18 protein-coding genes and 1 pseudogene are annotated in these 20,507 nt (G+C 73.5%); 13 read left to right on the forward strand and 6 right to left on the reverse strand.

The genetic code is table 11. The features are described 5' to 3' along the window. Positions 1-2: 2 nt before the first annotated feature. A complete protein-coding gene (locus JOF41_RS07825; protein ID WP_209617383.1) occupies positions 3-1,088 on the reverse strand; it encodes an amidohydrolase family protein in 1,086 nt (361 codons plus the stop codon). A gap of 66 nt (positions 1,089-1,154) precedes the next feature. Between JOF41_RS07825 and JOF41_RS07830 the strand changes: the two genes are divergently transcribed. The 6 genes and pseudogenes from JOF41_RS07830 to JOF41_RS07850 all read left to right on the forward strand — a co-directional run bounded on the left by JOF41_RS07830 (position 1,155) and on the right by JOF41_RS07850 (position 7,459). Next, complete coding sequence (locus JOF41_RS07830; protein WP_189226599.1) at positions 1,155-1,589, forward strand: MarR family winged helix-turn-helix transcriptional regulator; 435 nt, start codon at positions 1,155-1,157, stop codon at positions 1,587-1,589. A gap of 118 nt (positions 1,590-1,707) precedes the next feature. Continuing rightward, positions 1,708-4,923 (forward strand): GH92 family glycosyl hydrolase, encoded by a 3,216-nt coding sequence (locus tag JOF41_RS07835; protein WP_209617385.1) that lies wholly within the window; start codon positions 1,708-1,710, stop codon positions 4,921-4,923. A gap of 180 nt (positions 4,924-5,103) precedes the next feature. Next, positions 5,104-5,514 (forward strand): annotated as a pseudogene (locus JOF41_RS36770) (DUF6359 domain-containing protein); the annotation flags it as partial. Next, positions 5,503-6,285 (forward strand): endonuclease I family protein, encoded by a 783-nt coding sequence (locus JOF41_RS07840; RefSeq protein WP_372448521.1) that lies wholly within the window; start codon positions 5,503-5,505, stop codon positions 6,283-6,285. The pseudogene JOF41_RS36770 and the gene JOF41_RS07840, both read left to right, overlap by 12 nt. 271 nt (positions 6,286-6,556) lie before the next feature. Continuing rightward, positions 6,557-6,904, forward strand: coding sequence for a hypothetical protein (locus JOF41_RS36775; RefSeq protein WP_229796200.1), 348 nt, complete (start codon positions 6,557-6,559; stop codon positions 6,902-6,904). A 120-nt stretch (positions 6,905-7,024) separates the two neighbouring features. Continuing rightward, positions 7,025-7,459 (forward strand): hypothetical protein, encoded by a 435-nt coding sequence (locus JOF41_RS07850; protein WP_189226602.1) that lies wholly within the window; start codon positions 7,025-7,027, stop codon positions 7,457-7,459. 110 nt (positions 7,460-7,569) lie between these two features. On the opposite strand, the gene JOF41_RS07855 is transcribed toward JOF41_RS07850, so the two are convergent. Beyond that, positions 7,570-8,472 carry a glycoside hydrolase family 16 protein gene (locus JOF41_RS07855; protein ID WP_189226603.1) on the reverse strand — a complete coding sequence of 301 codons (903 nt, stop codon included), beginning with the start codon at positions 8,470-8,472 and terminating at the stop codon, positions 7,570-7,572. Between the two features lie 215 nt (positions 8,473-8,687). Here JOF41_RS07855 and JOF41_RS07860 point away from each other — a divergent pair, with 215 nt between their 5' ends. Continuing rightward, positions 8,688-9,974 carry a hemolysin family protein gene (locus tag JOF41_RS07860; RefSeq protein WP_189226604.1) on the forward strand — a complete coding sequence of 429 codons (1,287 nt, stop codon included), beginning with the start codon at positions 8,688-8,690 and terminating at the stop codon, positions 9,972-9,974. A gap of 64 nt (positions 9,975-10,038) precedes the next feature. Next, on the forward strand, positions 10,039-10,488 hold the full coding sequence (locus tag JOF41_RS07865; protein ID WP_209617388.1) for a DUF4383 domain-containing protein: 450 nt from the start codon (positions 10,039-10,041) through the stop codon (positions 10,486-10,488). A 119-nt stretch (positions 10,489-10,607) separates the two neighbouring features. Here JOF41_RS07865 and JOF41_RS07870 read toward each other — a convergent pair whose 3' ends face one another. Beyond that, a complete protein-coding gene (locus tag JOF41_RS07870) occupies positions 10,608-11,351 on the reverse strand; it encodes an alpha/beta fold hydrolase (RefSeq protein ID WP_209617390.1) in 744 nt (247 codons plus the stop codon). Between the two features lie 133 nt (positions 11,352-11,484). Between JOF41_RS07870 and JOF41_RS07875 the strand changes: the two genes are divergently transcribed. Both JOF41_RS07875 and JOF41_RS07880 read left to right on the forward strand, forming a co-directional pair. Then, on the forward strand, positions 11,485-12,258 hold the full coding sequence (locus JOF41_RS07875) for an alpha/beta fold hydrolase (RefSeq protein WP_244989537.1): 774 nt from the start codon (positions 11,485-11,487) through the stop codon (positions 12,256-12,258). A 111-nt stretch (positions 12,259-12,369) separates the two neighbouring features. Further along, complete coding sequence (locus JOF41_RS07880) at positions 12,370-12,789, forward strand: DUF6292 family protein (RefSeq protein WP_209617391.1); 420 nt, start codon at positions 12,370-12,372, stop codon at positions 12,787-12,789. Positions 12,790-12,817: 28 nt separating this feature from the next. On the opposite strand, the gene JOF41_RS07885 is transcribed toward JOF41_RS07880, so the two are convergent. Next, complete coding sequence (locus JOF41_RS07885; protein WP_209617394.1) at positions 12,818-13,768, reverse strand: lysyl oxidase family protein; 951 nt, start codon at positions 13,766-13,768, stop codon at positions 12,818-12,820. A 237-nt stretch (positions 13,769-14,005) separates the two neighbouring features. Between JOF41_RS07885 and wecB the strand changes: the two genes are divergently transcribed. Further along, on the forward strand, positions 14,006-15,484 hold the full coding sequence (gene wecB / locus JOF41_RS07890; RefSeq protein WP_229796201.1) for a non-hydrolyzing UDP-N-acetylglucosamine 2-epimerase: 1,479 nt from the start codon (positions 14,006-14,008) through the stop codon (positions 15,482-15,484). On the opposite strand, the gene JOF41_RS07895 is transcribed toward wecB, so the two are convergent. After that, entirely contained in the window at positions 15,450-16,742 is a 1,293-nt protein-coding gene (locus tag JOF41_RS07895; RefSeq protein WP_209617397.1) for an FAD-dependent oxidoreductase, read from the reverse strand. The two genes, wecB and JOF41_RS07895, sit on opposite strands and share 35 nt — an antisense overlap. A 10-nt stretch (positions 16,743-16,752) precedes the next feature. Next, positions 16,753-17,568: a glycosyltransferase gene (locus JOF41_RS07900; RefSeq protein WP_209617400.1), complete on the reverse strand. Its 816-nt coding sequence runs from the start codon at positions 17,566-17,568 to the stop codon at positions 16,753-16,755. Positions 17,569-17,824: 256 nt separating this feature from the next. Between JOF41_RS07900 and JOF41_RS07905 the strand changes: the two genes are divergently transcribed. Next, a complete protein-coding gene (locus JOF41_RS07905; protein WP_189226610.1) occupies positions 17,825-19,258 on the forward strand; it encodes an exopolysaccharide biosynthesis polyprenyl glycosylphosphotransferase in 1,434 nt (477 codons plus the stop codon). Then, complete coding sequence (locus tag JOF41_RS07910; RefSeq protein ID WP_209617403.1) at positions 19,240-20,490, forward strand: putative glycoside hydrolase family 15 protein; 1,251 nt, start codon at positions 19,240-19,242, stop codon at positions 20,488-20,490. Before JOF41_RS07905 ends, JOF41_RS07910 begins: the two co-directional genes overlap by 19 nt. Positions 20,491-20,507: the final 17 nt, after the last annotated feature.

The following is a 20,507-nucleotide window of genomic DNA, read 5'->3' on the forward strand; positions in this document are numbered from 1 at the left end:
GTTCAGAGCCGGGGCACCGGGCGTTCCACGCCCGCGCACCAGACGCGCTCCACCGCCCTGGTCGCGGTGATGTCGGCGATCGGGTCGCCCGCCACGAGGACGAGGTCGGCCCGCTTGCCGGGTTCGACGACGCCGCGATCGTCGAGGCCGAAGTGCTTCGCGGGCAACGTGGTCGCCGCGCGCAGCGCATCCACTGTGGACAGGCCGACGGCCACCAGCAGTTCCAGTTCCCGGTGGATGCTCCCGCCGTGCGGGATCGGGGCGGGCGCGCCGGGCGTCGTGTTGGCGTCGCTGCCCGCCAGCACCGGCACGCCCGCGCGGTGCAGCGCGGTGACGCTCGCCCGCGCCGGGTCGTAGGACAGGCCCCGCCGCTCGGCGACCGCGGACATCATGACCAGCGTGGGGATCGCCACCCGGCCCTCGGCGGCCATCCGGGCGGCCGTGGTGCCGTCCACGGCCACGTCCAGCGGCACGTGGGTGATCACGTCGACGCCCGCCCGCAGCGCCAGGTCCACGGCGCCGGAGGTCACGGCGTGGGCCACGGTGCGCCTGCCCAGTTCCCGCGCGGCGGCCGCCAGCGCGGCCAGCACGGCCAGGGGGTCGGGCTCGCCGGGGGTGGGCGGCTCGACCAGGAGCTTGATGTGGTCGGACCCCTCGGCCACCCGGTCGGCCACCCACCGGCGGGCCGCCTCGGGGTCGGTCACCGTCGCCTCCGGCGGGAACGCCGCCAGCAGCGGGTGCTCGCCCGGCGGCAGCGCGGGCATCCCCGCGCTGCGCAGGTCGGTCAGCCCGCGCAGGCCCCGCAGGGCGTCGGTGCGCGACGGCGGCCAGGCGGCCATATCCAGCGCCGTGGTGATCCCGTGATCGCTCAGCGATTCCAGCTCGCCCACGTCCATCACGTGCACGTGGGCGTCGATCAGGCCGGGGAGCAGCACCGAACCCGCGCAGTCGACCACGTGCGCGCCCGAGGCGTCGGCGCCGATCCGTCCGCCGTCGAGGACGACCGTGCCGGGGGAGCGCAGTCGCGTGCCGTCGAAGACGCGCACGTTCGTCAGCGCGGTCCTGCGCGGTCGGTCGGGGGAAGCCATTCGGCACCTCCACAGCGTCAACAATGTTGACGGTCAACCTAGCAGGGCGTCAACTAGATTGACGATATGGCCGATGACCTGGAGCAAGCCCGGACCACGATCGCCGAACTGCTGCGCGAGGGCGTCCGCTGGGCCGGGGACCGGCTCGCGGAACGGGTGCTCCAGCCGGGCGAGCCCGTGCTCAGCGCGGGCGCGCGGCTGGTCATGGCGCACGTCGTCGGCGAGGGCGTGAGCACCGCGCAGCTGGCGCGCAAGCTGCGGGTCAGCAGGCAGCACGTGCACGCGCGGGTCAAGGAACTGGCCGCGGCCGGGCTGGTCGTGGTGGAACCGGCGCCGGGCTCCCAGCGGGAGAAGGTCGTGCGCGCCACGGCGGCCGGGGAGGACCGCCGCGGCCGGGCGCTGGCCGAGCTGCGGCGGCTGGACGACGAGATCGCCGACCGCGTCGGCCGCGACGACCTGGAGCACCTGCGGAGCACCCTGCGCAGGCTGCTGGACCGCTGACTGTCCGGCGGACAGAGTGACCGCTTGGTCTGGACGACCGCGGGGGGTGTGCGCGAGAGTCGGAACGCCCGCACACCGCGGTCGCCTGACAACGTTGTCACACAGAGAGGCCCTGCACATGCCCCTCCGCAGACGCAGCAGCGCCGCACTGCTGGCCGCCGCGCTGGTCGTCGGCACCGCGACGCCGACCGGCGCACAGCCCGCCGAAGACCCGGTCGACCTGGTCAACCCGTTCGTCGGCACGCAGAACTTCGGCAACACCTTCCCCGGCGCCAGCGCCCCGTTCGGCATGGTCCAGGTCAGCCCCGACACCGGTGGCCAAGGCGGCTACGACTACCAGCAGAACGCCATCCACGGCTTCAGCCAGACGCACCTGTCCGGCGTCGGCTGCGGCGTGATGGGCGAACTGCCCGTCATGCCCACCACCGGCCCCGTGGACAACGTCGACCCCAACGCCTACCGCTCCACCTTCAGCCACGACGACGAAGAGGCCGAACCCGGCTACTACCGGGTGGGGCTGAGCCGGTACGGCATCAACGCCGAGCTGACCGCGACGCCGCGCACCGGCTGGCAGCGCTACACCTTCCCCAGCACCGGCGCGGCCAACGTGCTGTTCAACACCGGTAAGGCCAACCAGCAGGTGCTGGACTCCGAAGTGCACGTGGTGGGCGAGCGCACCATCGAGGGCCGGGTGCGCGCCGGGCGGTTCTGCGCGGGCCAGGACGAGCACACCGTGTACTTCACCGCCCAGTTCGACCGCCCCTTCACCAGCTTCGGCACGTGGCGCGGCAGCACCCCCGCGCCCGGCTCCCGCGACGCGGCGGGGCAGGGCGGCAACGGCGCGTGGGTGGGCTTCGACGCCACCACCGACCGCGACGTGGTGCTCAAGGTCGGCCTGTCCTACACCGGGGTCGAGGGCGCCCGGCGCAACCTGGCCGCGGAGACCGGCGACTCGTTCGACTTCGACGCCACGCGCGCGAAGCTGCGGCAGACCTGGGCCGAGCAGCTCGGCGCGATCCGGGTCGGCGGCGGTCCGGTCGAGCGGCGCACCGCCTTCTACACCGCGCTCTACCACTCGGTGCTGCACCCGAACCTGGCGGGCGACGTGGACGGCCGCTACGCGGGGTTCGACGGGAAGACCCACGTGGCGCAGGGCTTCACGCCGTACCAGAACCTCTCGCTGTGGGACACCTACCGGCCGCAGAACCAGCTGCTGGAACTGCTCGAACCCGAGGTGGCGCGGGACGTCGCGCTGTCGGTGGTGGCCGCGGGCCGCGACGGCGGCTGGCTGCCCAGGTGGGCGCTGGCCAACAGCGAGACCAACATCATGACCGGCGACCCGGTGACGCCGTTCCTGGTGGAGGCGTGGTCGCGCGGCCTGCTGGCGGGCCACGAGCAGGAGGCGTACGACCTGCTCAAGCGCAACGCCACCAGCACCCCGCCCGCTGACTCGCCCTACAACGGCCGCTCGGGCGTGGCGCACTACCAGGAGCGCGGCTACATCCCGTCCGGCCTGACCCTGGGCACCGACTGCGCGCACAAGGGCGGCGACAACGACTGCGTGCACCCGGCGTCGGCGACGCTGGAGTACGCGGCGGCCGACGCGTCGCTGGCGGTGATGGCCAAGGGCCTCGGGCACGACGACGACGCGCGGACCTTCGCCGCGCGCGGCCAGTGGTACCGCAACCTGTGGGACTCCGCCACCGGCCACTTCCGCCCGCGCACCGCGGACGGCACCTGGCTCACGCCGTACAACCCGGTCGACGCCGCGCACCAGTTCCACGAGGGCGGCGCGTTCCAGTACCAGTGGCTGGTGCCGCAGGACCCCAACGGCCTGGTGGACCTCATGGGCGGCAAGCGCGCCGTGGAGAAGCGGCTGGACCAGTTCTTCGTCTACGACAAGCTGCTGACCGATCCGGCGGGCACCGTGCGGACCGACTGGATCACCCAGCCCTACGACTACTACGGCAAGCCGACCTACAACCCCAACAACGAACCCGACCTGCTCGCGCCGTACGTGTACCTGTCGGTCGGCGCGCCCGCGAAGACCGCGACCGTGGTCCGCGCGGCGATGACCCTGTTCACCACCGGCCCGGACGGCATGACCGGCAACGACGACCTGGGCACCATGTCGGCGTGGTACGTGTTCTCCTCGCTGGGCCTGTACCCGACGATGAGCGGCGGCGACTTCCTGGCGCTGTCCAGCCCGCAGTTCCCCTCGGCGACCGTGCGGACCGGGCGCGGCACGCTGACCATCTCCGCGCCGGGGGCCAGCGACGCCAACCGGTACGTGCAGCAGGTCTCGCTCAACGGGCGCGACGTGCGCAAGACGTGGCTGGACTGGGACGACGTGGAGCGCGGCGGCAGGCTGACCCACCGGCTGGGCGAGCGCCCGTCGGACTGGGGCACCCAGCCGGGCGCGGAGCCGCCGTCGGTCAACCGGGCCCAGCCCGACTCCCGCAGGCACGTGGACGCGGCGCTGCGCCCGGCCTCGGCCGTCCTGCCGACCTCCTCGACCGGGCAGACCGCGAACTTCACCCTGGACGTGCTGGGCCAGTCGCCCGGCGTGCTGCCGGTGTCGGTGACGGCCACCGCGCCGCAGGGCTGGCAGGTCGACACGAAGCCGCTGAGGATCAGGTCCGACCGGCTGCCGGTGCAGCAGGAGGTCGCGCTGCCGGTGAAGATCCCGGCGGGCACCCCGGCCGGGCGGTACGAGGTCGTCGTGACCGTGCGCGGTCCCAACACCGTGACCGCGAAGGCGGCGGTGGAACTGCGCGCGGCGGCCGGTTGCGCGATCAGCCGTGACGGGTTCTGCGCCGTGGACCTCGGCGCGGAGTACGACCACGACGGCACCGCCACCGCCGCCAACCCCGACGAGGGCGACTTCGACGGCTCGGGGTGGAGCTACGACGCCGCGCTGCTGCCCACCGGCGAGGTGACCTGGGGCGGCGTGACCTACGCCGCGCCCGACCCGAACGGCACCGCGCCGAACTTCGTCGAAGCGCGGGGCCAGGCGGTGCTGCTGCCCGCCGGTCGGCACGCCGCGCTGCACGTGGTCGCCTCGTCGCACAACGGCCCGGTGGCCACCGCGGTGTCCGTCCGCTACACCGACGGCACCACCGCCGAACTGCCGATGACCGTCGGGGACTGGGCCAACACGGGGGCCGAGGTGGCGCTGGAGATGCCGCACCGCATCAAGGCGGGCCAGGGCGTGGACGGTCCGCCGGTCCGGTTGTTCGCCCACCACCTGCCGCTGGACGCGGGCAAGGCCGTGCAGTCGGTCGCCCTGCCCGACGACCCGAGGGTGGAGGTCTACGCGATCACCCTGCGCTGATCCGGGTCGTGGTGCTGCCGGACCCGTCGTCCGGCAGCACCGCGGCGGACCAGGTCGGACCTATCTGTCCCCGCTGCGGGGGACGTTTGCCGATCATTCATCCAAAAGTGCGCAGCTGCGTGCGATTCTCCCGGTGTGCGGTCACCCTGCGCCGCCGCATCCGGGAGAGGACACCTGATCGTGCGTACCCGACGGCTGACACCCTGGCACCCGATCGCCCTGTTGACCGCCATCGCCGCCCTGAGCGCCGCCCTGCTGCTGCCCACCACCGCCGCGTCGGGCGCGACCCCGCTGACCGTCGCCCAGGCCATCGCGCAGCAGAACGGGGCCTCGGCCACCGTGCGCGGCTACGTGGTCGGCCAGCCCACCGCGACCTCCACCGTGGTGCGCTCGAACTTCCCGTCCGACTACGCGCTGGCGCTGGCCGACTCGCCGAGCCAGACCGCCACCGGCCAGATGCTCTACGTGCAGATCACCTCGGCCTTCCGGGCGTCGTGGGGGCTGCGCTCCAACCCCGGCCTGCTCGGCAAGCGCGTCGACGTGACCGGGCCGCTGGGCGCGTACTTCTCCCATCCCGGCCTGACCTCGCCCACCGCGTTCGCGCTCGCGGACAGCGCGCCGACCACGACGACCACCACCACGACCACTACGACGAGCACCCCGTCGGGCGGCTACGACTCGACCTACTACCGCGATGCCATCGGGCGCAGCGGGCAGGCGCTGAAGTCGTCCCTGCACACCATCATCCGCACCCACACCAAGCTCAGTTACGACCAGGTGTGGGACGCGCTGAAGTCCACCGACCAGGACCCGAACAACCCCGCGAACGTCGTCCTGCTCTACAGCGGCCGGTCGCAGAGCAAGACGGCCAACGGCGGCGGCGCCGACGACTGGAACCGCGAGCACGTCTGGGCCAAGTCCCACGGCGACTTCGGCACCGCCACCGGTCCCGGCACCGACCTGCACCACCTGCGCCCGGAAGACGTGTCGGTCAACGCCAACCGGGGCAACAAGGACTTCGACAACGGCGGCTCGGCGGCGGCCGAGGCGCCCGGCAACTACACCGACGCCGACTCGTGGGAGCCGCGCGACGCGGTCAAGGGCGACGTCGCGCGGATGATCTTCTACATGGCGGTCCGGTACGAGGGTGGCGACGGCTTCCCGGACCTGGAGCTCAACAGCAGCGTCGGCAACGGCACCGCCCCCTACCACGGCAAGCTCCCGGTGCTGCTGCAGTGGCACGCCCAGGACCCGCCGGACGCCTTCGAGAAGCGCCGCAACCAGGTCATCTACGACACCTACCAGCGCAACCGCAACCCCTTCGTCGACCACCCGGAGTGGGCCGCGGCGATCTGGGGGTGAGCTCCGACCGGCCGGTTGGCATTGCGCTGGTCGGCCGTGCAGGGTGGCGCACCGGAGGCGTCCGGCGGTCGGGTCGCGGTGCTGGTGATCACCCGCGTGCTGCACCGCAGCGCCCGGCAGGCCGCGAGGTCGCCCGGCAGCGGGACCGGCGGCTGAGCTTCGCGGACAGGCTCGGCGCGACCCGACTGCGCAGGCGCTTCGCCGGGAACGACGTGCCGGACCCCGCTGGCGCACGAGATCGCGGCCTGCGTCGACGTGGCTGAGCGGCGCGGTGTCGCTGGCGATCAGCGGCGCGGCCGTCGAGGTCCCCACCGAGGTGCGGCGGGAGCTGACCGGCCCGGTGGTGGCGGCGCTGTCGGGAGGACGGGTCGAGGTGGAGTGCGGCGCGTACGGGGAGCACACGCGGATGGAGGGCAGGGGCGGGTGGGTGCGGTGGTCGTGGACGACCACCCGGCGGTGCGCGCGGGCATCGCGCACCGGCTGTCGTCGGGCACGCCGCCGATCCGGCGCGAAGTACGAGACCTGCGTGCTCCAGGCGGCCCGCGAGGGCTCGAAGGTCGCCGCCGCGAGCTACGACAAGGGCGACGGCTACGACAAGTCGCCGGTCATCTGGAAGTGAGCCGCCCGCCGCACCCGGCCGGGTGAGACGGCGGGAGTTCCCGGCGTTCGGCGCGCGGGCGCGGGGGTGTGTCGGGACCATGTCGACACCGGTGTTCCGCCGGTGGGTGGGAGGCTGGACATGGGCACGCCGCACCGCGCGACCCCGTTGGCCGAGGACGCCGTGCGCCACTACGAGGGCGGGGCGCTGGCGAGCATCGAGCACACCCGGCACGGCCGGGTGCGGCTGGTGCAGTACTTCGACCGCGCCTGGCCGGACGAGGAGCTGCCCCGGCGGCACCGCGAGCGCTACGGGGACACGGCGTTCGAGGTGCTGACCGCGCCACGCCCGGTGAGCGGGGGAGCGGTGCGGTCGGTGCTGCGCTTCGACGCCTCCGGCGCGCTGGTCGAGGTCGCCGAGCTGGAGACCGACACCTGCGGCCAAGCACGGGCCGAGGTGCGCCGCAAGTCGAACGGGACGTTGCGGGAACGGGTCGAGTACGTGCGCGATGATGCGGGCGCACTGCTGCGCACCCGCATCATCGGACCGGACGGTGCTCTCCTCCGCGAGGGGTAATCCCTAGCCCGAATGGGTGAGAGTCGGCGGAGATCGTCAAGTTCCCCGCCCGGAATGTCGATAGGTGATCGACGGGGTTCCGGCACGCGCCCGGAACCCCGTTTCCGCGATCAGCTCGCCGGGACGGTGTCGACGTGGTCGACGCCCGAGGAGCGGTAACCCGCCACCCTGCTCTGCACCTCCGCCGGGCTGAGCACCTGGTTCCTGGCGAAGTAGACCCAGTCGACCTGCTGCTGGTAGGCGCGCTCGCCCGAGCCGCCGACCAACCCGTCCGCGATGAACCACAGGTTGAAGTTGATCGACATCGGCGTCTCCGGGTAGTACTTGTCGCCGTGGTCGGCCACCAGCGCGCCGTCCACGTAGTACTTCACCCGTCCACCCGCCACCTGGATCACCAGGTCGTGCCAGCCCGCGAAACCGCGCCGCTGCGCCGAGTGGATGTTGTCGGCCACCCACGGGTCGGGCTGGTAGGTCTCCCAGGTGGTCTCGAACAGCGTGCTGGAGGACTCGCCCCACCCGCCGTTGGGCAGGTACTCGAAGTCCATCTCGCCGTAGTCGGGGTCCATGGGCCGGTTCAGCGGCGTGATGGTGAAGAAGGTCTCCACCACGTGGTCGCCGTCCACGCCGCGCACCGGCGCGTCGGTGAACTGCACCCGCGCCGCGTAGGTGCCCTCGAAGAACTTCCGCCGGTGGTACACCTCGGTCTGCTTGGCGCCGGAGCCGTTGGTGGACGACTCCAGCCGCAGCACCTTGTTGCCGTTCACCGTCGGGAAGCTCACCTGCGAGGGCACCCACTGCGCGTTGGGCAGGCCGGGCCCGCCGCTGCCCGAGCGCACCGTCCAGCCGCGCTGGGCGATCTTGGCGTCGGTGTGCCCGGCGTAGTTGAAGTCGTCGAACAGGGCGGGCCCGTCGGCGAGGAAGGAGTGGTCGGCGGCCGGGGCGCTGGGGGCGGTCACCAGCGCGGCTGCCGCCGCCACGGCCGCGGCGGCAGCCGCGGTCTTGCGTGTGGACAAGGTGTTCTCCTCGTGTCAGCAGGGTGGACAGGGGGAGTGCTGTCGGTCTTCTCCTCATCGGTCGGGGGCGCGGCGCGGCACCGGCAGGGAGCAGCGCGACGCCACCGCGGTGAACAGTAGCGTGATCATGGAGCCGACCGGGTGCGGCGTCCACGACGGGCGGCCACCGGCGCTCCGGCTGTAGCGTTTGCCCACTCGGTCGGGTGGGAGCGGATGTGGACGGGTACGGATTCACCCTCGCGCTGGTCGCGGTGCTGGTGCTGCTCAACGCCGTGTTCTCGGGCAGCGAGATGGCGCTGATCTCGCTGCGCGAGGGACAGTTGCGCGCCCTGGAGCGCGACGGCCGCGCGGGCGCCCGCACGCTGGTCAAGCTGGCCCGCGACCCCAACCGGTTCCTGGCCACCATCCAGATCGGCATCACCCTGGCCGGGTTCCTGGCCTCGGCGACCGCCGCGGTGGCGCTGGCCCGGCCGGTGGTGCCGCTGCTGTCCTTCCTGGGCGGCGCGGCCGACGCGGTCGCGGTGGCCCTGGTGACCGTGGTGCTGACGTTCCTGACCCTGGTCTTCGGCGAGCTGGCGCCCAAGCGGCTGGCCATGCAGTACTCCCTGCGCTGGGCGCTGCTGGTGGCCCGCCCGCTGGACCTGCTCTCGACCATCTCCCGCCCCGCCGTGTGGACGCTGAGCGCGTCGACCAACGCGGTGGTGCGCCTGCTCGGCGGCAAACCCGAAGCCGAGTCCGAGCAGATGTCACCGGAGGAGCTGCGCGAACTGGTCTCCGCCCAGCGCGGCCTCAACACCGAGCAGCGCATGATCATCAACGGCGCGCTGGAGATCCACGAGCGCAGGCTGCGCGAGGTGCTGGTGCCCCGGCGGGCGGTGATGACCCTGGCCGCCGAGACCGACGTGGCCGCCGCGCGGGCCGAACTGGCCGAATCCGGCCACTCCCGCGCCCCGGTCGCCCGCGGCGGGCACCTGGACGACGTGATCGGCGTGGTGCACCTGCGCGACCTGCTCGACGACTCGGCGCTGCTGGTGGACGTGGCGCGGCCCGCCACGGTGTTCCCCGACTCGCTGCGCGTCTCCGACGCGCTGCGGCGGTTCAAGGCCGAGCGCGAGCAGCTGGCACTGGTGGTGGACGAGCACGGCGCGGTCGCGGGCATGGTCACCCTGGAAGACCTGCTGGAGGAGATCGTCGGCGAGATCTACGACGAGACCGACCGCGACGTGATGGCGGTGCGCAGCACCGCCGACGGCTCACTGGTGCTGCCCGGCGCCTTCCCCGTGCACGACCTGGTCGACCTGGGCGTGGAGCTGCCGGAAGCCCCCGAAGGCGACTACGCCACCATCGCGGGCCTGGTGCTGGTCCTGCTCGGCCGCATCCCCGAGCGACCCGGCGACCGCGTCTCGGTGTCGGGCTGGACGATCGACGTGCTCGGCGTGGAGCACCACGCCATCACCTCGGTCCGGCTGCGCCAGCAGGCACCCGCACCCACGGACGGGTGAACCGCGTCGTTTCGCCCTTGATCGCACGGGTACGCCACCGGCACCCGGTGATTGGAGGACAGCCGTGACGACCTCAGCTGGGCGCACCGACGTGCGCCGCCGCCCCGTCCAGGTGTTCGCCCTGGTGGTCGGCGTGGTGTTCCTGGTGGTGGGGGTGCTGGGCTTCATCCCAGGCATCACCACCGACTTCGACCAGCTGCGCTTCGCCGGACCCGGCTCCCAGGCCAGGATCTTCGGCCTGTTCGAGGTCTCGGTGCTGCACAACCTGGTGCACCTGCTGTTCGGCGCGCTCGGCCTGCTCGCCGCCCGCCGCGGCGGCGGCGCGCGGGGCTACCTGGTGGTCGGCGGGTTCGCCTACCTGCTGCTGTGGGTGTACGGCTCGGTGATCCACGAGGACAGCGGCACCAACTTCATCCCGCTCAACCCGGCGGACAACCTGCTGCACCTGTTCCTGGGAGCGGGCATGGTGCTGCTGGGCGTGCTCGGCACCGTCCTGGAGCGCAAGCGCGCCTGAGTTGCTGTGTTGATGGCCGCTGCTCCGCAGACGGCGGCTCGGCCGCTGGGGAAGTCGGCCCGGCAGACCGACGCGGCCTCGCGTGGTGGTCGGGTGGTGGTGGGTACCGATCCGCGGGCTCATCGGGCCGTGTCGGCGGCGTCGGCGATCAGGGCCGCGGTGAGGCCGCCGCGGCGGTAGGGGAAGGTGTGCGCGCCGGGCACGGTGACCGCTCGGCCGTCCGGCGCGGCGGCGGCGAGGTGGTCCACCCAGTCCTGCGTGGCGAAGGTGTCCTGCTCGCCGCGCACCAGCAGCACCGGGCAGCGCACGTCGCGGATCGTGCGTTCGGGCTGGTCGCGCTGGGCGGAGCGGACGATGCGGGCCAGCCCCCGAGGGCCGCCGCGCGCGTAGTACGGCAGCACCACCGGCAGCAGCACCGGTCGTTCCCTCGCGAGGTCGCGGACGGCGGCCCGCGCCAGGCCGGGGAACCGGCGCTGCTCGGGCGGGAACGTCATCCCCATCAGCACCAGCGCCCGCACGCGGTCCGGCCGCCCGGCGGCCACGCGCAACGCGGCCTGCGCCCCGGTCGAGTGACCGACGAGCACCACCGGCTCCTCCGGGGCCACCGCGTCCAGCCAGCGCGACACGGCCCCGGCGATGGCCGGGACCTCCGGCGGGCACGGCCGCGGCGGCGGGTGGCCGAAACCGGGCAGGTCCAGCAGGAACGAGCGGGCCCACGCACCGCAGGCGGTCAGCGTGTCGGTCAGGTAGCCCAGCGCGCCCAGACCGGGCACCAGCGCCACCACCGGCCCGCCGCGCGGTCCCGACGCGGTCACGCTCCGGACACCCGCGTCCCACCGGGCGCGCGGCGTGTCGTCATGCACGGTGTTCCCCTTCCGTCGCCCGGTCGGGGGATCTCCACCTGACTGTGCGGTGAAACCGCTTCACAGCCGAAGATTCAACCGCCGGAAGGGGGGAACTCCGAGGAGCACCGATCCACGACGGGAGGGCAGTCCGATGGGGGTTCTCGACGCGGTGCGGGCCGCGACCCGCGAGCAGGTGCTGGTGGCGATGATGGGCATCCCCAGGCTGCTGCGCGACCCGGTGTGGCGGGCCGCCGACCCCGACCAGGGCCGGGGCACGGGCGTGCTGCTGGTGCCCGGCTTCGGCTTCGGCGACGCCAGCCTGGCGCTGACCGCCACCTGGCTGCGCCGCCGCGGCTACCGGCCCGCCCCCGCCCGCATCGGCCTCAACGTCGGCTGCACCAGCGAGCTGGTCGACCGGATCGAGCGCAGGCTGCGGGAGCACGCCGAGGCCACCGGCGGCCCGGTGGTGCTGCTGGGCCAGAGCCGAGGCGGCTGGCTGGCCAGGCTGGTCGCGGTGCGCAGACCGGAGCTGGTGCGCGGGCTGGTGATGCTGGCCAGCCCCGTGCTCGACCCGCTGGGCGCGCACCCCAGCGTGGTGCGGGTGGCGCGGGCGCTGGCCCGGCTGTCCGCCGCGGGGCTGCCCGGCCTGCTGGACGGCGACTGCTTCGCCGGGCCCTGCTTCGAGGAGAACATCGCGGCCATGGCCGCGCCGCTGGAGGTGCCCGCCGTGGCGGTGTACTCGCGGGAGGACCGCATCGCGCCCTGGCACCTGTGCCAGGAACCGTTCGCCGAGTGCGTGGAGGTGTCCAGCACGCACACCGGCATGGGCCTCGACCCGGACGTGTACCGGGCCCTGGAACCCCGTCTCGCACGATGGGCTGTACCCGACCGGGTGACGTACGCGGCTGTGCCCACACCTGCTTAATCGGAACAGTAAGCCCAGCGGTTGCCATCCCTCGTCCGGGGGTATGTGCTTCATTACGTCAAACAGTCGACGCGTTGCACCCTGTTGGGTCAAGAAGGCGGCGATGGCGTGATGGAGTTCGACTTCGACGACGACCCGGCGCGCTGTCTGCGCGGCTACGTGCGAACGGTCGGCGAGGCGCTCGGCCTGCGGGGCGAGTGCTTCTGCGTGCAGGTGGAGCCCGCGTCGGCCTACCTGCCGCTGGACGGGCACGTGGCGATGTTCCCCGACCGCGACGTGGCGCTGCTGTGGGACGAGCAGCGCGGCTGGTCGGTCGCGGTGGAGCTGGGTGCTGGTGAGGACCTGGTCGTGGTCGCCCATCTGGGTGGTGACGTACTGCCGCCGCCCTCCCGCGTGGCCCGGTGGGTCGAGCGCCTGCTGCGCGACGGGCAGGTCCCCGCCTCGGCCCCGCCCCTCCCGCGTCCCGCCGCCGACGACCTCCCGCGCCGCCTGGCGCCCTACGCCTCCGCCACCGGACCCTGCGCCACCTGATCCCCTCGCCTGGGCAGGACGCCGCGCCTCAACCCGGCAGCGTGGCCGCGCAGCGCGCCGTGCCGGGGCAGTGACCCAGCACCCGCACCACCGGCGGTGCGGTGATGACCTTGGGCGGCTGCGCCGCGCCCATCGGCCACTGGATCGACACGGCCATCGACGAGGAGTTGTTGGCGTAGTCCTGCTCCACCAGGCTGCGGTCGCCGTTCACCGTGTTCACCACGTCGTAGACCCCCGAGGGCACGCGGCTGATGTCGAGCCACTGGAAGTCGACGGTGTGCGCGTAGTCGTCACCCGAGCCGACCGAGATCCCGTGCGTCACCGACAGCGCCTCGGGCGCGCGGTGGCCGCACATGTTGTCCCGCAGGTAGTCCGCCAGCGCGTCCTCGGGCCGCCCGGCGCCCGGTGGCCGGTGGGCCAGCCGGTCGGCGACCCGGTACCGGTCGCCGAGGCAGAAGCCGTTCTTGCGGTCGGTCACCAGCGCGTCGCCCTGCGGGGTGCGCAGCTGGTAGTGGTTGAACGCCCCCAGGTGCCAGTGCTGGTGCGACTGCGCGGGCTCGTAGTACACCGAGGTGGGCAGCGGGTGCTGGGCCTGCGCGAAGGTCCACGGGATCGAACCGTCCGAACCGGACTGGAAGGCCTGCCGGGCCGTCATCGTCGGCACGTCGCGGCTCGCGCGCTCGGCGTGCAGCAGCAGTGGGCCGTCGCCGATGTTGTCCACCGCGGTGGTGAACCTCAGGCGCACCGCGCGGATCGCGCCGGTCAGCAAGCAGTCGCCGTTGGGCGCGTTCGCGTCGGCGACCGCGCACACGTCCCAGCTGTCACAGCGGTTCAGGTCTCCGATGAAGCCCCCATCGCACCCCACCGGCGCCTGTCTCAGGTCGGGCAGCAGTTGGGCGGCGGTCGCGTGCGCGCGGGGCACGACCACCAGCGCCACCGCCACCAGCGCGGCGGCCAGCGCGACCGGGTACTTCCTCATCGCCGTCCTCGAAATCCGTTGGTAGAGCCGGGAATGGGCGATCAAACCGTATCCACCACGGCGCGACGCGGCAGCGCGCGGCACGCCGAAGTTCACCCGATCGATTGAGCCACAAGGGAAATTCCCGCCGGAAGTCCTAACGTCCTCATCGCCTCGCGCGGAGGCGCTCGCTTCTGGCATGACGTGTCGGCATGACGTGGCCCGCGCCACGGGAAAAGGGGAGCCTTGTCGTTCGCTGTGAGCGTTCCGATGGGCGACAGCGCGTTGGAGGTCGCCGTGGTGCTGCGGTGCGGCTGCGCGCAGGGCCGCTGCGGCCGTCAGGTCGGCCTGGCCTACGCGGCGCGGCCCCGCTTCGCCGAAGAGCCGCCGCTGACCCTGGTCAACGACACCGGGGTGGCGGGGCACCCGCGCGGCGTGCGCCGCCAGCACGTGCCCGCCGACTTCCTCGGCTCGGCGGACATCTTCTGGTGCCCGGAGTCCGAGCAGCCGCACGCGGAGGTCCCGCTCGCCGTGCTCAAGCGGCCGTACGAGGACTTCCTGGCCTCCGGCCGCACCAGGCCCTCCGAGCTGACCCTCCAGCCCCAGCCCGCGGGCGGGGGTGCGGTCACGGTGGTCTGCGGCACCCGCCCCGAGCTGATCAAGATCGCGCCGCTGGTCGCCCTGTTCGGCAAGCGGTGCTCCATCGTCTACACGGGACAGCACTACGACCGATCGATGTACGAGGTCATACTGGCGGGGGTCGCCGAACCGGGCAGCTTCCACGAGTTCGCCCTCGGCGGCGTCCGGCGCGGCACCCAGCTCGGCCGGGCCGTGGTCGCGGTGGACGAGGTGCTCGCCCGCCACGCCACCGACGCGGTGCTGGTGCAGGGCGACACGACCTCGGCGCTGGCGGGCGCCTTGGCGGCCAACGCCAACGACCTGCCGCTGGTGCACGTGGAGGCGGGGCTGCGCAGCTACGACCGGGCCATGCCGGAGGAGCACAACCGGGTGCTCATCGACCACCTCGCCGACCTGTGCTGCGCGCCCACCCCGCTCAACCGGGCGAACCTGCTCGCCGAGGGCGTGCCCGCGGACCGCATCGCGGTCACCGGCAACACCGTGGTCGAAGCGCTGGAGGCCGCGCTGCCCGGTCCCGACGAGGAGAGCGCCGTGCTGGACCGGCACGGCCTGGCGCAGGACGGCTACGCGATCGCCACCCTGCACCGCCCGGAGAACGTGGACGACCCGGCCACCCTGGAGACGGTCCTGCGCGAGCTGGTCCGGCTGCCGCTGCCGGTGCTGCTGCCGCTGCACCCGCGCACCGCCAAGCGGGTGGACTCCTTCGGCCTGCGCGCCCTGCTCGACCGGTTGCGGGTGGTCGAGCCGCAGGACTACCGCGCGTTCCTGGCGCTGACCCGCTGCGCCGCCGTGGTGATCTCCGACTCGGGCGGCATCCAGGAGGAGGTCAGCGTGCTCAAGCGGCCGGTGGTGGTGGTGCGGCGCAGCACCGAGCGGCCGGAGATCGAGGGCACCTTCGGCACGCTGGTCCCGCCCGGACCGAGGGTGGGCGAGGAGGCGCTGAAGTGGCTGGACGACGTGGCCGGGCACCGCGCCCGGCTGCGCGAGATCCCCTCGCCCTACGGCAGCGGCTCGCCCTCGGCGCTGATCGCCGCCGCGATGCGCCCGCTGGTCGGCGGCGGGCTCACGGCCGCGGCGCGCCTCGCGGCGACGCGGTGACCAGGGCGGCCACCCGGTTGGCCAGCCGCACGCTGGAGTTCCAGCTGGTCACCGCCGGGTAGACGTGCGCGGTGGTGGCCAGCAGGAGCGAGGTCCCCGGCAGCTCCACGGGTGGCTGCCTGCTCAGGAACCCCAGCGGGTACACCGGTTCCACGAACGGGGCCCGGTACACCCGCACCTCCTCCACGTCGGCCGGGGCCAGGTCGGGGTGCAGGCGCAGCAGCTGCTCGGTCCACCGGGCGGCGACCGCCTCGTCGCCCTCGTGGTAGAGCGCGGAGTCCCGACCGGTGTAGCGCATGGCGTACACCAGGTGCCGCCCGTCGAGCGCGCCGGTCAGCGCGGACATCTCCACCAGGCCGTCGAAGTCCGCGCCCGAGCGCACCACCGGGGTCCAGTAGTGCCCGGACAGCGGCTTGCGCAGGAAGAACAGCGCGTTCACCACGCCCTGGTAGGGCAGCTGGAGGTCGGGCAGCCGGGCGGCCAGCTCCTCGTCGGCGATCCGCCGCAGCGCGGGCAGCGGCAGCGTGCAGATCACCCGGTCGGCGCGCAGCACCTCGTCGGCCAGCGCGACCACCCCGCCGCCGCCCAGCCGCAGCACGGGGGAGCCGGTGCGCACCACACCGCCTTCGGCCTCGATGGCAGCCCTCAGCGCGTCGACGACCGCCTTGTAGCCGCCCGCGGGGTATCCGCGCACCGAGACGTTGCTCTCGCGGCCCAGCCGCTGCCACAGGTACAGCGCGGGCACGTCGCCGAAGGACGGCCCGAACTTGGCGCCGAACAGCGGCGCCAGCAGCGTCTCCCACGCCGCGTCGCCGTACAGGCCGCGCAGCCAGTCCTCGGTGCGCGTGGCGTCCAGGTCGCGGCCCCGGCCCAACCGCCGCAGCAGCAGCGTGACCACCCCGAACCGGAGCCGGTCCAACACCCCCAGCGGGGTGAACCGCAGCAGGTCCAGCGCCGAGTTGAACGGGTGGCGGCGGCCGTCGACCACCATGCCCATCCCGGTGCGCCGCCAGCGCACGGCCCCGTGCAGGCCCAGCTCGTCCAGCAGCGCCAGCAGGTGCTCGTCCGAGGGCATCACGCAGTGGTAGAAGCGCTCCACCCAGGTGTCGCGCCACGGGGCGAAGGTGCCCAGCCCGCCGAGCTGGTCGCTGCCCTCCAGCACGGTCACCGGGACGCCGGAGCGGGCCAGCCGGTGCGCCGCGGCCAGTCCGCAGATGCCGCCGCCGACCACCGCCACGCGCGGCGCGTCGCTCCTCATCGCGGCCACCTCACAGGGCCCGGTAGGGGGCGGGCGCGAGCCGGTCGCGGACCAGCAGCCTCAGGTACTGCGCGACGGTGCGGCGCAGCGCGAGCTTGCTGGGGCCCCGCTTGCGGTCGTAGCGCAGCTCCAGCGGGACCTCGGTGATCACCGGGCGGCAGTGCCGGAGCTTGAGCAGCAGTTCCACCATGCAGGCGAAGCCGCGCTCCTCGATCAGCCGCTCGCCCCAGTGCTCGGCGGCCCGCCGCAGCAGGCTGACCCGGTAGGCGCGGAACCCGCTGGTGAAGTCGCGCACCCCCTCCACCGCCAGCACCCGGCGGAACAGCACGGCCGCGCCTCGGGAGAGCGCCCGCCGGTGCGGCGGCGCGGTGGCGTCGTCGCCGCCCGCGACGAACCGCGAGCAGATCACCACGTCGGCGCCGCGCGCGACCTCGGCGCGCAGCCGGGGGATCAGCGCCGGGTCGTGGGTGTCGTCGGCGTCCATCACGACCACCACGTCGTCGCGGTCGGCGTCGGCCAGCACGGCGCGCAGACCGGACTGCACGGCTTGGCCGAGGCCGAGGTTGACCGGGTGGCGCACCACCCGCACGTCCAGCCCGCGGACCGCCTCGGCGGCGGCCGCGGTGCCGTCGGAGGAGCCGTCGTCGACCACCCATGCGGTCACCTCCTCGGTGCGCGCCACGTCCGCGAGCCTGCGCAGCAGCGGGGGCAGCGACGCCGCTTCGTTGTAGGCGGGCAGCACGACGTGCGCCCGGCCTCGGGTGCGCGTCGTGCTCGGTTCGACCGGTTGCGGCGCGGTGCGCACCTCGGTGTCATCGGGAACCACGGGACCTCATTTCCGTTGAAGCCGGATCACGGGTCAGAATTATTGGTCCGCCGGGGCCGACGGGCTATGTGGCGTCGGATGATTTAAAGTCTTCCCACGTAACGAAAACAGTGCGATTCCTTGCGGTGGCTCACTCGGAGGGGGGTGATTTTCAATCGATTAGGTGGTGCGAGTCCGCGACTTGCACGTAAAGGTGCTCCTAATGATCGGAAAATCACGTTCGAGTGAACTCGAATGGTTGGGTGAAGGGCGGATCATGGCGAACGGCGTGGACTCGGCGACGGCGTCGCCCTCGGTGCCGAGGCCGAGGAGGTGGCAGGCGCGGCTGCCGGGACGGCCTGCCGAGCGGGCCCCGGCGCACGTGGTGCTGCGGCGGGTCAACGCCGTGGCGGTGCTGCTCGTGGCCGTCGAGGCGCTCGCGGCGGTGGTCGCCTCCGCCCGCCTCGGTCTCGACGCGGGCTGGACGGCCGTGGTGGTTGCCGCGCTGCTGGGCGTGCGGGCGGGCCGCAGGCTCTACCGCAGGCGGCTGTGGCTGTCCTGGTTCCAGGACCTGCCCCGCTCCGCCGCGGCGACCGCGACCGCGTTCGCGCTGGTCACCGTGATCGCGCTGGTCGCACCCTCGGCCGAGGCGACCTCGGCCCAGTGGGCGGTGCTGGCCTTCGCCGCGCTGAGCGAGCCCGCCCGGCTGGCGGTGTTCGCCTTCGGCCGCTGGTGCAGGCGCAAGCTGCGCCGCTGCGACCGGGCGATCGTGGTCGGCGCGGGCAAGGTGGGGGTGGACCTGGTCCGCGCCATGCAGGCGCACCCGGAGTTCGGCCTGCTCCCGGTCGGGTTCGTCGACCCGGAGCCGGTGCGCGACCCGGCCTCGCTGCCGGTGCGGCTGCTCGACGGCGAACTGGCCGACGAGATCGTCCGGCTGGGCGTGGGCACGGTCGTGCTGGCCTTCTCCCACGCCCGCGACTCGCCGGTGGTGGAATCGGCCATCACCGCCCACCGGCTGCGCTGCACGGCGCTGGTGGTGCCCCGGATGTACGAGCTCTACCAGGACGGGCCCGACGTGGAGCGGCTGCGCAGCTACCCGCTGATGCGGCTGGGCACCGCCCCGACCGCCCGCCCCAGCTGGTGGCTCAAGCGGGTGTTCGACCTGGTGCTGGCGGCCTGCGCGCTGGTGGCGCTGGCCCCGGTGCTGGCGCTGTGCGCGCTGGCCGTGCTGCTGGAGAGCGGGCGGCCGGTGATCTTCCGCCAGGTGCGGGTCGGCATGGACGACCGCACGTTCGTGCTCTACAAGCTGCGCAGCGTGCGGATGAGCGGCGAGGACGACTCCCAGGTCCGCTGGTCGGTGGTGGGCGACCGGCGGGTGGGGCCGGTCGGCCGGTTCCTGCGGCGCACCTCGCTGGACGAGCTGCCGCAGTTGTGGAACGTGCTGCGGGGCGACATGTCCATTGTCGGACCGCGCCCGGAAAGGCCGGGTTTCGTGCGCCAGTTCTCCGCGATCCACGAGCTGTACTGGGCCCGCCACCGGGTGCCGACCGGATTGACCGGGCTGGCCCAGGTGCACGGCCTGAGGGGGGACACCTCCATCGTCGACCGCTCGCGCTACGACAACTACTACATAGCCAACTGGTCTTTGTGGTTGGACGTGAAAATCCTGCTGCTGACGGTGGGGGAGCTGGTGTGCCGAAGAAATCGCTGAGCCGCTGCTGCGCCGCCGCGCTGCTGCTGCTCGGGCTGCTCTCCGGCTCCGCCCCGGACGCGCCACCCGCACCGGCCGCGCCGTGCGCGTGGTGGTACGGCATCGGCGAGCCGCCGACCCCGGCGGAGATCGGGTTCGCCGCGCGGCACTACGACCTGGTGGTGCTCAACGCGACCGAGACCGCCGCGATGCGCAGGCTGCGCGCCCTCAACCCGGAGATCACGGTGCTGGTCTACAAGGACCTCGCCAGCACCCGCGACTACCCCGGCGCGGTGCACGGCGATCGCGACGCGCGCTACCTGCCCACCGGGGTGGGCTACCACGCCGCCGAGGACGGGCACCCCGAGTGGTTCGCGCTGGACGGCACCGGGCGGCGCATCGAGTGGCGGTCCTACCCCCGGCACTGGCAGATGGCGGTGTGGCACCCCGACTACCGGGAGAGCTGGACGGCGGCGGTGCTCGCCGAGGTGGTCCGCGAGGGGTGGGACGGGGTGCTGGCGGACAACGACTTCAGCACGCTGCGGCACTACTCCGACGCGGTGCTCTCGGGCACCGCGGACGCCGAGGAGACCGACCGGGTGCTGCGCGGCGGGCTCGACGCACTGGTGGCCACCGCGGGCGAGGCGCTGCGGCGGGCAGGGAAGGTGCTGGTCCCCAACATCTCCGAGTCCCGCCTGACGCCCGGCCGGTGGTCGGCGCACTCCCGCCACGGCGGTGGCATGGAGGAGAGCTTCGGCCTGCGCGGCGACGACGGGGCAGGCGGGGTGCTGACCTTCCGCGGCGACGAGTGGAAGCAGCTGCGCGCCTCGGCCGCGCTCGGCCGGTCGTGGCTGCTGCTGGTGACGCCCGTCGAGGGCGGGCGGGACGAGCGGGTCGGCTACGCCTCGGCCGCGCTGCTGGCGGGCCCGCGCACGTGCTGGAGCGGGGCGCGGACACCGGACTACCGCGACCCGGACTGGTCACCCCACCAGGGGACCGGGCTGGGGGAGGCGGTCGAGGCGGCCCGCAGGCTGCCGTCCGGGGTGTGGACGCGGCGGTACGCGCACGGGTGGGTCGCGGTGAACCCGACCGGGACGACCGCGCGCGTGACCCCGCCCGCCGACGTGGCGGCCACCGCGTCCGTGGCGGCCATTGCGGAAGCCCCGCTCGACCTGCCCGCAGCCGACGCCCTGATCCTGACCCCACCCACCCCGCCCGCGAGTACCACCCGTCCCACCCCGCAGGGCCGGTAACCACCACCCGACGTCAC

It is taken from the genome of Saccharothrix coeruleofusca (assembly GCF_017876325.1).
In the GTDB taxonomy this organism is placed as follows: Bacteria; Actinomycetota; Actinomycetes; order Mycobacteriales; family Pseudonocardiaceae; genus Actinosynnema; species Actinosynnema coeruleofuscum.